Origin of the sequence: Frigoribacterium sp. VKM Ac-1396 (assembly GCF_015350895.1) — a bacterium.
Lineage (GTDB): Bacteria > Actinomycetota > Actinomycetes > Actinomycetales > Microbacteriaceae > Frigoribacterium.
The window spans coordinates 1,038,169-1,051,141 of the sequence record NZ_JADKSD010000001.1; the positions used below are offsets into that span (position 1 = coordinate 1,038,169).

The window sequence follows — 12,973 nt, forward strand, 5'->3', positions numbered from 1 at the left end:
GCGACGGGGTGACCGTCGCTCCCGGCCCTGGGTCAGTCGATGCTAATCGATGACGGGAGGTGCGCTCGTCAGCTCGTCAGGGCAGAGGGCGACTCGACCGTGATCGAACCGTCGATGATGCCGGCCTTGATCGTGTCGAGCTCGTCCTGCAGGCCACCGTCGACCTTGTCGGCGTAGTCGTGGAACGGCGCGATGCCGACGCCGTCGTTCTCGAGGGTGCCCACGTACGGGGTGCTCGAGAACTGGTCCTCGCTGGCCTGCGTGACGACCGCGTCGGTCGCCTGCTTGATGCCCTTGAGCACCGAGGTGAGGAACAGGTCGGCGTTGGCCGTGTCGGTCTCGTAGGTGTCGCTGTCGGCGCCGACCAGGACGACGTCCTTGCCGGAGTCGCGGATCGCCTCGGCGGCGCTCTGGTAGATCGGACCGCCGACCGGCAGGATCACGTCGGCGTTCTGGTCGATGAGCGTCTGGGCGCTCTGCTTGGCCGTGGTGCCCGCCTCGAAGCCACCGGTGAAGGTGCCGTTCTGCGAGTCGACGTCCCAGCCGACGACCTTCACGTCTTCGCTCTTCTGCTCGTTGTAGTACTTCACGCCGTCCGCGAAGCCGTCCATGAAGATCGTGACGGTCGGGAACTGCATGCCGCCGAAGGTGCCGACGACGCCGGTCTTCGAGTAGCTGGCGGCCGCGTAGCCCGCGAGGAACGCGGCCTCGGAGGTGTTGAACGTGATCGGCTGCACGTTGTCGGCGGTGATCGACGCGTCGTCGATGGTGGCGTAGTTGATGTTCGGGTTCGCCTCGGCGGCCGCCTTCGTGGCGTCGGCCAGCGCGAAGCCGACCGTGACGATCAGGTTGCAGCCCTGGTCGGCGAGGTTGGACAGGTTGGCGTCGTAGACGGTCTCGTCGGCCGACTCGACGGTCTTCGGCGTCGCACCGATGGTGTCGGCCGCCTCGTTGAGACCTTCGTAGCCGAGCTGGTTGAACGACTTGTCGTCGAAGCCGCCGGCGTCGGAGACCATGCAAGGGACGAAGTCGCTCGAGGCGCCGCTGGTCGAACCAGAGCCGCTCTCGGGGGCCGAGGCACAGCCGGCCAGGATGACGGCGGTGCTCGCCAGGGCGAGGCCGCTGAGCACGGCCTTGCGCGCAGTTGTAGTCAAGTTGTCCTCCAGGGTGCAGCCCGGCACGAGGCGCGCCGGGTGGGTATGGCTGACAGGTTACCTACTGTGACGAGCGCCGATGACCGTCGGGTGCTAGTGATGCCGAGGCGTTACACAGTCGCGACCACGACGTAACGAACGCGAAACCTCGGGGGCCCGTCGGCGGCCCGTCGGCTGCCCGTCGGCTGCCCGTCGGCGGCCGGAGCCGAGCGGTCAGAGGACGTCGCTGCGGCCGCTGAGCTTCAGGGCGTCGACGACGCCCTTCACCCGCTGGGCGTTGGCCGTCGTGGTGACGAGCAGGGCGTCGGGGGTGTCGACGACGATGATGTCGTTGACCCCGATCAACGAGATGAGGCGTCCGCTGTTCGCCACGACGATGCCGCTCGAGCTGTCGGCCAGCACCCGGGCGTTCTCGCCGAGGATCGCCAGGTCGCTCTTGCGGCCGCCGGCGTGGAGCTTGGCGATCGAGGCGAAGTCGCCGACGTCGTCCCAGTCGAAGTCGCCCGGCACGACGGCCAGGCGGCCGGAGGCCGCGGCCGGCTCGGCCACCGTGTAGTCGATGGCGATCTTCTGCAGGCCCGGCCAGACCCTGTCGACCACGGCACCACGGCGCGGGGTGTCCCAGGCCTCGGCCAGTTCTTCGATGCCGGCGAGGAGCTCGGGGCTGGTCTCGCCGAGCTGCTCGAGCAGCCGGTCGGCGCGCGCGATGAACATGCCGCCGTTCCAGAGGTAGTCGCCGCCCGAGACGTACCGCTCGGCCGTCTCGAGGTCGGGCTTCTCGACGAACGACTCGACCGTCCGAGCGCTGGGCGCGCCCTCGATGTGCAGCGGCGAACCGACGTGGATGTAGCCGAACCCGATGGCGGGTTCGGTGGGGGTGATGCCGATGGTCGCGATGTAGCCCTCGTCGGCCGCGACGATGGCCTCGCGGACGGCACGGGTGAAGCCCCGGGTGTCGGCGATGACGTGGTCGGCCGCGAACGACCCGATGATGACGTCCGGCTCGCGACGGCGGAGGACGGCCGCCGCGAGGCCGATCGCGGCGGTGCTGTCCTTCGGCTCGCTCTCGAGGACCACGTTGTGGTCGGCGAGGCCCGGCAGCTGCGACTCGACCGCGGCCCGGTGCGCACGACCGGTGACGACCATGATGCGCTGGTCGCCGTTCAGCGGCGCCAGGCGGTCCCACGTGCCTCGGAGCAGCGTCGAGCCGCTGCCGGTCAGGTCGTGCAAGAACTTGGGCGCGTCGGCACGGCTGAGCGGCCAGAGACGCGACCCGATGCCACCGGCGGGGATGATGCTGTAGAACCGGTCGAGGCTTTCCTGGATCGTCATGCGTTCACCTTATCGACGCCCCTCCTCCATTCCGCCGATCCCCTCGCGCCACCGTCGCCGGTGATGCTCGCAGCACGAGCAGTCCGAGGAGGACCGATGCGAGTCGTGATCGTGACCGAGAGCTTCCTGCCCACCGTCAACGGGGTCACCACCAGCGTGTTGCGCGTGCTCGACCACCTGGCCCGACGAGGGCACGAGGCCCTCGTCATCGCGCCGGCCGGACGGGGCACGACGAGCTACGCGGGCTTCCCCGTGCACCGGGTGCCCTCGGTGGCCTACCGCCAGTTCCCCGTGGGGTTGCCGAACCCGCAGGTCGCGGCCGCCATCGCCGGCTTCCGGCCGGACGTGGTCCACGTCGCGTCGCCGTTCCTGCTCGGGGCCCAGGCCATCGCCGCCGCCGCCCGCCTCGGCGTGCCCTCGGTCGCGGTGTTCCAGACCGACGTCGCCCGGTACGCGGGGGCCAACGGCCTCGGGCTCGGCTCGGCCGTCGCCTGGCGGCTCGTCCGCCGCATCCACGACCAGGCGACGACGACGCTGGTCCCGTCGCGCGCCTCCTTGCACGACCTCGAGACGGCGGGCGTCCGCCGACTCGAGACGTGGGGTCGCGGTGTCGACTCGACCCTGTTCCACCCCAACCGGAAGGCCGGCGAGGCCGTCCGCGCGCTCCGCGGGTGGTGGGGAGCACCCGACCAGGTGCTCGTGGGCTACGTGGGCCGCCTGGCACCCGAGAAGCAGGTCGAACGGCTCGCCGCCCTGCGACCGGTGCGCGCGGCCCGGCTCGTCGTCGTCGGCGGCGGGCCGTCGCTGCCCGCCCTCCGCCGACGCCTGCGACACCTCGACCCGGTCTTCACGGGCCCCCTGCACGGTGACCAGCTCGCCGACGCGTACGCGGCCCTCGACGTCTTCGTGCACACCGGGACGACCGAGACCTTCGGGCAGACCGTGCAGGAGGCACACGCCAGCGGGCTGCCCGTCGTCGCCCCGGCCGCCGGCGGCCCCCTCGACCTGGTGCGCCACGGCGTCGACGGCTTGTTCTTCGACCCACGTCACGACCACTCGCTGAGGCGCGCCGTGCGCACCCTGGTCGAGTCGGACGAGCTGCGGGCCCGGTTCGGCGAGGCCGGGAGGCGCGCGGTCGTCGGACGCACGTGGGAGGCCCTCGGCGACGAGCTGGTCGAGCACTACCGACGGGCGACGGCGAGCGTCCGCGACGGTGCCGAGCGCGCCTCCGTCCGCTGACCCGCGGGCCCGATGGCCCCTCTTGTCTCGACGTCGAACGACTTCGGCGGGGCGGGGCCGCGGCCCGTCTCGCCGGGAACGTAGACTGGACGGGTTCTGAGAACGCCACCAGCGGACACGGCTGTCCCTCGTACCGACCGAGTGAGAGCGCATCCGCCCCATCCGCGAGGAGAAGTGCTCATGGCCGAGCAGTCGACGGGAACGGTCGCATCACCGGCAGGCAGACCGGGTGCACCGAAGATCAGCGCGCCCAAGGCGCCCGGCAAGATCGCGGGCACCCTGTACCGCGGTCGTGAGGGCATGTGGTCGTGGGTGCTGCACCGCATCACCGGCGTGAGCATCTACTTCTTCCTGCTCGTGCACATCCTCGACACCGCCCTCGTGCGCATCAGCCCCGAGGCGTACAACGCGGTGATCGGCACGTACAAGAACCCGATCATGGGGCTCGGCGAGACCGGTCTCGTGGCCGCGATCCTGTTCCACGCCCTGAACGGCCTGCGGATCATCCTGATCGACTTCTGGGGCCCGGGCACCAAGTACCAGCGCGTCATGTTCTGGATCGTCATCGGCCTCGCCGTGGTCCTGTTCGCCGGTTTCGCGCCGCGCCACCTGATGAACGTCTTCTCGGAGTAGAGCCATGACCACCCAGACCGTCGAAGCCCCGCGCTCGGCCCGCACGGCCCAGCGCTCCACCAACTACGAGAAGTGGGGCTGGATCTACATGCGCGCCAGCGGCCTGCTGCTCGTCGTGCTCGTGTTCGGCCACCTCTTCATCAACCTGCTGGCGAGCGAGGGCGGCGTCAAGGCCATCGACTTCGCCTTCGTCGCGGGCAAATGGGCCAGCCCCTTCTGGCAGGTGTACGACACCCTGCTGCTCTGGCTCGCACTGATCCACGGCACCAACGGCATGCGGACGATCGTGAACGACTACGTCTCGAAGCCGACCGTCCGCAAGGTGCTGCTCGTCACGCTGCTCGTGTCGACGGCCGTCCTGCTCGTGCTCGGCACCCTCGTGATCTACACCTTCGACCCGTGCCCCGCGAACGCCCCGGCCGACCTGCTGCCGTCGTTCTGCACCGCCGGCTGACCTCCCGGCCCACCGCCCGCTCCGGCCCCCGGCCGCACGTCCCCCACCGGAAAGAACCGTGACCACACCCTCCCCCGCCTCCGCCAGCACCGTCGTCGACGGCGTCCACTACCACCAGCACGACATCGTGATCGTCGGGGCCGGGGGTGCGGGCATGCGAGCGGCCATCGAGGCCGGCCCGAACGCCAGCACGGCGGTCATCTCGAAGCTCTACCCGACGCGTTCGCACACCGGCGCCGCCCAGGGCGGCATGGCGGCTGCCCTCGCGAACGTCGAGGACGACAACTGGGAGTGGCACACCTTCGACACCGTCAAGGGCGGCGACTACCTCGTCGACCAGGACGCGGCCGAGATCCTCGCGAAAGAGGCCATCGACGCCGTCCTCGACCTCGAGAACATGGGCCTGCCGTTCAACCGCACGCCCGAGGGCAAGATCGACCAGCGCCGCTTCGGCGGGCACACGGCCGAGCACGGCAAGAACCCCGTCCGACGGGCCTGCTACGCCGCCGACCGCACCGGTCACATGATCTTGCAGACGCTGTACCAGAACTGCGTCAAGCACGGCATCAACTTCTTCAACGAGTTCTACGTCCTCGACCTGATCATGGGCGAGATCGACGGAGAAGAACGCCCCGCAGGCGTCATCGCCTACGAGCTCTCGACCGGCGACCTGCACGTCTTCCAGGGCAAGGCCGTCATCTTCGCCACGGGTGGCTTCGGCAAGATCTACAAGACGACGTCCAACGCGCACACCCTGACGGGTGACGGCGTGGGCATCATCTGGCGCAAGGGCCTGCCCCTCGAAGACATGGAGTTCTTCCAGTTCCACCCGACCGGCCTGGCCGGCCTCGGCATCCTGCTGAGCGAGGCGGCCCGCGGTGAGGGCGCCATCCTCCGCAACAGCGAGGGCGAACGCTTCATGGAGCGCTACGCCCCCACCATCAAAGACCTGGCGCCGCGCGACATCGTCGCCCGCTGCATGGCGACCGAGATCCGAGAGGGCCGCGGGGCCGGCCCGCACAAGGACTACGTCTACCTCGACATCACGCACCTCGACCCGGCGGTGATCGACGCCAAGCTGCCCGACATCACCGAGTTCGCCCGCACCTACCTCGGCGTCGAGCCCTACACCGAGCCCGTGCCCGTGCTGCCCACGGCGCACTACGCCATGGGTGGCATCCCGACCAACGTCAAGGCCGAGGTGCTCCGCGACAACACCACCGTCGTGCCGGGCCTCTACGCCGCCGGCGAGTGCGCGTGCGTCAGCGTGCACGGCTCGAACCGTCTCGGCACGAACTCGCTGCTCGACATCAACGTCTTCGGCAAGCGCGCCGGCAACAACGCCGTCGAATTCGTCAAGGACGCCCCCTTCGTGCCGTTGCCCGACGACCCGGCCGCCTTCGTCCGCGGCCTCGTCGAAGACGTCCGCGCCGCGACCGGCACCGAGCGCATCGCCACGCTGCGCAAAGAGCTGCAAGACAGCATGGACCGCAACGCCCAGGTGTTCCGCACCGAAGAGACCCTCGACGAGGTCACCCACGTGATCGCCGACCTGCGTGAGCGGTTCAAGAACATCTCGGTGCAAGACAAGGGCAAGCGGTTCAACACCGACCTGCTCGAGGCGATCGAGCTGGGGTTCCTGCTCGACCTGGCCGAGGTCGTCGTGTACTCGGCGAGGTCGCGCCAAGAGAGCCGCGGCGGGCACTTCCGAGAGGACTACCCCACCCGCGACGACGAGAACTGGCTCGTCCACACGATGGCGTACCTGACCGGCGACGCGCACTCGTCCCTGGCGGGCGACCACATCCGCCTCGACACCAAGCCCGTCGTGATCACGAACTACCAGCCGATGGAACGGAAGTACTGACATGAGCACCGCTGTCCTCGAGAACAAGCCCCAGGGCTCCGACGCCGTCCCGACGTTCACGGCCACCCTCATCATCCGGCGATTCGACCCGGAGGTCGACGACGAGCCCCGCTGGCAGGACTTCGACGTCCAGGTGCTGCCGACCGACCGCGTGCTCGACGCCCTGCACCAGATCAAGTGGGAGCAAGACGGTTCGTTGACCTTCCGTCGCTCGTGCGCCCACGGCGTCTGCGGTTCCGACGCCATGCGCATCAACGGCCGCAACCGGTTGGCCTGCAAGACCCTCATCAAGGACCTCGACATCTCGCAGCCGATCTACGTCGAGGCCATCAAGGGCCTGCCCCTGGAGAAGGACCTCGTCGTCGACATGGAGCCCTTCTTCCAGTCGTACCGCGAGATCCAGCCGTTCTTGATGGCATCGTCGAAGCCAGAGAAGGAGCGTCTGCAGAGCGCCACCCAGCGCGAGCGCTTCGACGACACCACGAAGTGCATCCTCTGCGCCGCGTGCACCTCGAGCTGCCCGGTCTTCTGGACCGACGGCCAGTACTTCGGGCCCGCGGCGATCGTCAACGCCCACCGCTTCATCTTCGACTCGCGTGACGAGGGTGCCCAGGTACGCCTCGACATCCTCAACGACAAAGAGGGCGTCTGGCGCTGCCGCACCACCTTCAACTGCACCGAGGCGTGCCCTCGCGGCATCCAGGTGACCCAGGCCATCGCCGAGGTCAAGCAGGCCGTGCTGCGCGGACGCGCCTGACCACCCTGCCGACCACGGACGAGGGCCCGACCACCTGGTGGTCGGGCCCTCGTCGTTCGTCCTCGTCGAATCGGTCGTCCTCGTCGAGTCAGTCGTCCTCGACGATGCACGCGGCCTCGAGGGCCAGTGCCAGACGCAGGGCGACCGAGACACCGGCCTCCCCCTCGTCGCCCATCGGGGCGACGGCGTCGATCCAGAAGACCGGGAGGCGCACCGTGGGCGGGTCGGGAAGCAATCGGTCGATCTCGCCCGCCTCGGTCAGCTCGGCGGCCTGGTAGACCGTCAGCAGGGGCACCCCACCCGCCGCGAACACCTGGAGGGCGTCACCCCCGTCGATCTCGCGGACGCCCAGCGAGTCGTCGACGGCACGGGCCGCGCTGACGAGGTCGAGCTGGTCGTAGACGTGCGGACTCAAGATGGTGATGTCGCGGGGCATCAGTCCTCGTCCTCGACGGGGCCGTCGCCCTCGAGCGAACTCTCGTGCAGCAGGTCGAGTTCGTGCAGGTCTTCTTCCCACGCCTGCAGCAACGGGCTGGCGACGAGTTGCGCGAGCCGCTCGGGCCCCACGGCCTCGAGGGTGCGGTGCAGGGCGTTCCAGCCGGAGGTGCCGGCGTCCCCCAGGGGGACGACGTACGCCGGGAGCTTCGGACGCCCGACGACGACGACGGGGCGTTCGGCGTCCAACGTCGAGCGCTCGAGGCCGAGGCGTCGCACCGACGGGGCCCCGATCAGCAGTGCGACCGGGTTGGGCGGCGGGTACGTGACGGCTCGGACGCACCGGTCGGACTCGCCCTCGCGGGCGATGACCAGCGCGAAGGTGGGCAGCGACGAGCGGGCGATCTCGGCGAGGGCGTCGGTCAGTCGGGCGATCGCCTCGTCGAGCGACCCGTCGGTCACGTCGATCGTCACGGCCGTGGTCTCTTCGATGCCGTGGTCGGTGACCCGGGCCGTGACGGTCGCCGACAGGTGCGGACCCTCGACGACGACCCGGACCGTCTCGGGGGCCTGATGACGGGCGTGCTGGGTGAGGACCCAGCGGTCCCAGGCGTGGGCGAGCGGCTCGGTCGCTCCCCACCGGGTCGGGACGGAGCCCGAGGCGGCCGCCGCCAGGGTCTCGAGCGCGCCTCCCAGGCTCGTGTCGTGCGAGGCACGATGTAGCACGGTGAGGTCGACGCTCAGCTGGCAGGTGGTGTCGACGGCGTCCGCGATGACCGGCAGCCGCTCGGCGGCGGGCACGTCGACGACCGACGCGTCGACCTCGGTGGCCGCCGCGTCGACGTCGTCGTAGGGCACGCCCGTGAGCCCGTCGCGGAGCCGGTCGGCGTCGTCGTGGACCGCCCAGACTCCCCCGGCGGCGACCAGGGCGGCCCGCAGGCCGACGGTGAGCCGCGACCGCTCGTTGGTGACGAGCACCACCCGGCGCCCCGACGCGGGCCGACCGAGGAGGTCGGCGAGCGGACGGCTGAGTCGGACGACGCGGGCCCTGCTGTCGACACGGACCGCTCGCGACGAGATCGCGTCGACCAACGGGTGTCGGATAGGGGTGCCCACCCGTAGAGTCTGCTCCGTGGCGGGCCGCGGTGACCGGATGCACGGCCGACTCGGACCTGCGCGGCCCGGCGCAGCCCGCGCGGCCTAGGCTGGGTCACCGTCATCGCCACCGACCCCGAGAGGCCCGCCATGGACGACGTCCGACGTCTCGACCGACGGCTCCCCGCGGCCGTCCCCCGTCCGATCTCGTGAGACGGCGCCCGTACCGCAACGGCGAGCGGCCCGACGACCAGCGAGAACGCCGTCGTGCCTTCGCCGCCGCCCTCCGCACGCGGCCGCCCGTCCGTCCGTCCGCCGAGCGCGAGATGGGTCGAGCCCTGGCCCGACTCGACGAACTCGTCGAGAAGGCCCTGACCTCGGGCGAGCACGACCGGCTGCTCGACGAGACGCGCGTCTCGACCTGGCCCCGCGAGCTGGACGCCGTCGTCTCGGTGGTCGTCGAGAGGCTCGACCCGCCACCGTCGGTCGACCGTGCCGCGGTCGCGGCCGCCGTCGCCGACAACCTGGAGGCGCGGTTCGGCCTCCGCCCCGGAGCCTCGCCGACCGAGCGGTCGGTCGTGCTGTGGCAGTCCGTCGCCGGCGCCGACTCCCGGCTCGCCGAGACCGGCTGGGAGCGCGACGTCCTCTCGGACGACCGGGAGGCGCTGGCCGAGTTCTTCGCGTCGGACGGCGACCCGGTGCGGGCGCGCCTGACGCGGTCGTCGGGACGGCTGCACCTCGAGCTGCGGGGGACGAACGCCCCGGTCGGTGACCGGTCGTCGTCGTACGCCGTGTTGTCGCGGTCGAGCGCGCTCGTGCTGGTCGACGACCCGCGGGGTCTCGTGTCCGTGCTCGACGACGACGCGGCCGCCGCGATCCGCGACGCGGTCGTGGCCTGGGGCGAGCTCGCCGACCACCTGGACGATCGTCGAGCGGAGATCGGCGCCCGCTGATCGGCACCCGCTTATCAGCCCGCGAGCGGATCGAGGCGGCCCCTCGGCGGGGCCGCCCGGACTCAGACGGTGACGGCCTCGGCCGCTGCGCGAGCCCCGGCGGCGGTGGTCGCCGCCACGGCGGCGGTCGCGAGTTCGCGTGCCTGCTCGAGCGTGTAGCGCGACAGCTCGAGTCGGACGTCGGCGAGCGCGGCCGGCGTCATCGAGAGGGTCGTCGCCCCGAGGCCGACGAGCACGACGGCCAACAGCGGGTCGGCCGCGGCCTCACCGCAGATGCCGACGGGCTTGCCCGCCGCTGCTCCGGCGTCGCCCAGCGACTTGACCAGGCGCAGCACGGCCGGGTGCCACGGGTCCTGGTACGACGCCACCGAGCCGAGCATGCGGTCGGCCGCCATCGTGTACTGGGTGAGGTCGTTCGTGCCGACGCTGACGAAGTCGGCACTGGCGAAGATCTGGTCGGCCAGCACGGCGAGCGACGGCACCTCGGCCATCACGCCGACGGTCTTCAGCCCGAGCTCGCGGCCGAGCGTGACGAAGTACTCGGTCTCTTCGGCGTCGCTGACCATGGGGGCCATGACCCAGAGATCGGCGGTCGTCGCGGCCTGCGCCGCCGCCAGGGCGGTCAACTGGTCGCGCAGGATGTCTTCTTTGACCCGGAGCGCCCGCAGGCCGCGCAGGCCGAGGGCGGGGTTCTCCTCGTGGGCGTCGTTCAAGAAGCTGAGCGGCTTGTCGGCGCCGGCGTCGAGGGCGCGCACGACGACCTTCTTGCCGGGGAACGCCTCGAGCAGGGCGGTGTAGCTGCTGGTCTGGCTCTCGACGGTCGGGGCGGACGAGTTGCCGAGGAAGAGGAACTCGGTGCGGAACAGGCCGACGCCCTCGGCACCGAGCTCGATCGCGCCCGCGGCCTCGGCCGGCGCGCCCAGGTTGGCGAGCAGCGGGACGGCGTGGCCGTCGGCGAGGGCACCCTCGGTCAGGGGCGCCGCGGCCGCGGCCGCACGGTCGGCGATGCGCTTCTCCGCCTCGGCGACCTCGTCGGACGACGGGTCGACCGTGACCACGCCGCTCGCCGCGTCCGCGACGACGACCGTGCCGTCGACGAGGTCGAGGGCACCGGTCACGCCGACGATCGCGGGGATGGACTTCGACCGGGCGAGGATGGCCGTGTGCGAGGTCGGGCCGCCGTCTCGGGTGACGAGGGCGAGCACCTTGTCGAGGTCGAGCAGGGCGGTGTCGGCCGGCGCGAGGTCGGGGGCGACGAGCACGAAGGGGGTGTCGCTCTCGGGCACGCCCGGTGCGGGGACGCCGCGCAGCGAGGCGATGACGCGCTGGGCGACGTCACCGAGGTCGGTCGCGCGCTCGGCCATGTAACCGCCCATGCCGATCAGGAGGTCCTGGAAGGCGGCGAACGCCTCGTGCACCGCGCGCTCGCCCGTGCGGCCGTCGTCGATGCGGGCCTTCACGTCGTCGGTGAGCGTGGGGTCCTGGGCCATCAGCGACTGCGCGTCGAGGACCTCCTTCGCCTCGCCGCCGGCCTTCTCGCCGCGTGCGGTGAGGTCGGCCGCGACGGCCGACAGGGCCTTGAGCACGCCGTCGTACTCGAGGGCGGCGTCGGTCGTCCGGGGCTCGGTGCCCGGCTCGGGCAGCGGATCGGGCATCTTCTTGACGGGGCCGACGGCCACTCCACGTCCGACGCCAACGCCCTGTAGTGCCACGGTGAACCTCTTCGAGTCTCGATGGTGGAGACGTGCGGCAGGACGCCGGGCACGCTCACGGTCGGTCCATCGTAGACGGAACGCCCGGGCGTCCGGTCGGTGTGCGTCACGGGGGTGTCCGCGGCCTCGGTCCGGGCACCCCGGACCGGGGCTCGCGCCCCCGTACCCTGGACCCATGCGCGCGCCGTGGACCCGAGAGCCGACGCCCGACCCGGGCGGGGCGACCCGCGCCTCCTCGGCCGTCGGCCCGTCCGGGCGCGCCCGGCAGGCCGGGTCGCGCGTCGTCGGGTCGCGACCGACCCGGGTGCTGGCCCGGCACCTGACGTCGAAGGGGCCCCTGCTGGCGGCGGGCCTGACCTACCAGGCGCTCTTCGCCCTCTTCGCGGCGCTCTGGGTCGGCTTCTCGGTCGCGGGCTTCGTCGTCTCGGGCGACGAGCTGCTGCGCGACGAGCTGATCGTCTTCATCCGGTCGGCCGTGCCGGGCCTGATCCAGGACGCCGACGGCACGGGCGTCGTCGACCCCGAGCTGCTGCTCGACGCCTCGGTGTTCGGCTGGACCGGCGCCGTGGCCCTCGTCGGCCTGCTCGCGTCGTCGGTCACCTTGCTCGGCAGCATGCGCGACTGCGTGCGCATCGTGTTCCGTGCGCCGCAGCCGGTCACGCCCCTGGGCCGGCTGATCGTGCGCGACCTCGGACTCGGGCTCGCCTTCGGTGCGGCCGTCGTGGTCTCGGCGACGCTCTCGCTGCTGAGCACCTCGGCGGTCTCGGGCCTGCTGGCCGGCGCCGGCGTCCCGGTCCGGTCGGTCCTCGGCGAGACGACCCAGCGCGTGGTCGGGGTGCTGCTCGTCTTCGTCTTCGAGACGGCGGTGCTGGCCGTGCTCTTCCGCGTGCTGGCCGGGCTGCACATCCCCTTCCGGCGCCTCCTCTCGGGGGCCGTCATCGGGGCGGCCGGCTTCGTCTCACTGACGCTCGTCGGTGGCGTCGTGCTGCGCGCCACGGGCTCGAACCCCCTGGTGGCCTCCTTCGCGGCGATCGTCGGACTGCTGATCGTGATCAACCTGCTCTGCCAGGTGCTGTTGCTCAGTGCCGGCTGGATCGCCGTCGGCATGGACGACCTCGGCGTGCACGCCGACCCGCATCAAGAGGCCGAGCGCCTGCGCCGCCTCGAAGAGGACCGCCTGGCCGAGGAGGCGCGGGGCCGGTCACGTCGAGGCCGTCTCGTCACCGGCGCCCGCGGCCTGCTCGCGCGGTCGCTGCGGGCGGTCCGCCCGGGAGACCCGCCCGACGTCCCGCCCACCGGCCCCCCGGTCGGCCCCGGTGACGGTGCCCGCCGCTAGTCTGGA

At 71.5% G+C, this 12,973-nt stretch carries 12 protein-coding genes; 7 read left to right on the forward strand and 5 right to left on the reverse strand.

All coding sequences use genetic code 11. The features are described from left to right. Positions 1-68: 68 nt before the first annotated feature. Both ITJ55_RS04795 and ITJ55_RS04800 read right to left on the reverse strand, forming a co-directional pair. Positions 69-1,154: a BMP family protein gene (locus ITJ55_RS04795; protein WP_194594306.1), complete on the reverse strand. Its 1,086-nt coding sequence runs from the start codon at positions 1,152-1,154 to the stop codon at positions 69-71. A gap of 213 nt (positions 1,155-1,367) precedes the next feature. After that, on the reverse strand, positions 1,368-2,486 hold the full coding sequence (locus ITJ55_RS04800; protein ID WP_194594307.1) for a mannose-1-phosphate guanylyltransferase: 1,119 nt from the start codon (positions 2,484-2,486) through the stop codon (positions 1,368-1,370). Between the two features lie 96 nt (positions 2,487-2,582). Here ITJ55_RS04800 and ITJ55_RS04805 point away from each other — a divergent pair, with 96 nt between their 5' ends. From ITJ55_RS04805 to ITJ55_RS04825, 5 genes are all read left to right on the forward strand, one after another. Further along, positions 2,583-3,725, forward strand: coding sequence for a glycosyltransferase family 1 protein (locus tag ITJ55_RS04805; RefSeq protein WP_194594308.1), 1,143 nt, complete (start codon positions 2,583-2,585; stop codon positions 3,723-3,725). Between the two features lie 180 nt (positions 3,726-3,905). Next, on the forward strand, positions 3,906-4,358 hold the full coding sequence (gene sdhC / locus ITJ55_RS04810; protein WP_082059901.1) for a succinate dehydrogenase, cytochrome b556 subunit: 453 nt from the start codon (positions 3,906-3,908) through the stop codon (positions 4,356-4,358). 4 nt (positions 4,359-4,362) lie between these two features. Further along, entirely contained in the window at positions 4,363-4,812 is a 450-nt protein-coding gene (gene sdhD, locus ITJ55_RS04815) for a succinate dehydrogenase, hydrophobic membrane anchor protein (protein WP_056257598.1), read from the forward strand. A 58-nt stretch (positions 4,813-4,870) separates the two neighbouring features. Continuing rightward, entirely contained in the window at positions 4,871-6,679 is a 1,809-nt protein-coding gene (sdhA, locus tag ITJ55_RS04820; RefSeq protein WP_056257602.1) for a succinate dehydrogenase flavoprotein subunit, read from the forward strand. 1 nt (position 6,680) lies between these two features. Further along, complete coding sequence (locus ITJ55_RS04825) at positions 6,681-7,436, forward strand: succinate dehydrogenase iron-sulfur subunit (RefSeq protein ID WP_043594421.1); 756 nt, start codon at positions 6,681-6,683, stop codon at positions 7,434-7,436. Positions 7,437-7,524: 88 nt separating this feature from the next. Here ITJ55_RS04825 and ITJ55_RS04830 read toward each other — a convergent pair whose 3' ends face one another. Both ITJ55_RS04830 and ITJ55_RS04835 read right to left on the reverse strand, forming a co-directional pair. After that, on the reverse strand, positions 7,525-7,872 hold the full coding sequence (locus ITJ55_RS04830) for a hypothetical protein (protein ID WP_194594309.1): 348 nt from the start codon (positions 7,870-7,872) through the stop codon (positions 7,525-7,527). Continuing rightward, a complete protein-coding gene (locus tag ITJ55_RS04835; protein ID WP_194594310.1) occupies positions 7,872-8,987 on the reverse strand; it encodes a DUF6177 family protein in 1,116 nt (371 codons plus the stop codon). The genes ITJ55_RS04830 and ITJ55_RS04835 overlap by 1 nt, the downstream gene beginning before the upstream one ends. A gap of 188 nt (positions 8,988-9,175) precedes the next feature. Between ITJ55_RS04835 and ITJ55_RS04840 the strand changes: the two genes are divergently transcribed. Then, positions 9,176-9,919 carry a hypothetical protein gene (locus ITJ55_RS04840; protein WP_194594311.1) on the forward strand — a complete coding sequence of 248 codons (744 nt, stop codon included), beginning with the start codon at positions 9,176-9,178 and terminating at the stop codon, positions 9,917-9,919. A 62-nt stretch (positions 9,920-9,981) separates the two neighbouring features. On the opposite strand, the gene ptsP is transcribed toward ITJ55_RS04840, so the two are convergent. Beyond that, on the reverse strand, positions 9,982-11,631 hold the full coding sequence (gene ptsP / locus ITJ55_RS04845) for a phosphoenolpyruvate--protein phosphotransferase (RefSeq protein ID WP_370544017.1): 1,650 nt from the start codon (positions 11,629-11,631) through the stop codon (positions 9,982-9,984). A gap of 175 nt (positions 11,632-11,806) precedes the next feature. Here ptsP and ITJ55_RS04850 point away from each other — a divergent pair, with 175 nt between their 5' ends. Further along, complete coding sequence (locus tag ITJ55_RS04850; RefSeq protein WP_194594313.1) at positions 11,807-12,967, forward strand: YihY/virulence factor BrkB family protein; 1,161 nt, start codon at positions 11,807-11,809, stop codon at positions 12,965-12,967. Positions 12,968-12,973 lie beyond the last annotated feature (6 nt).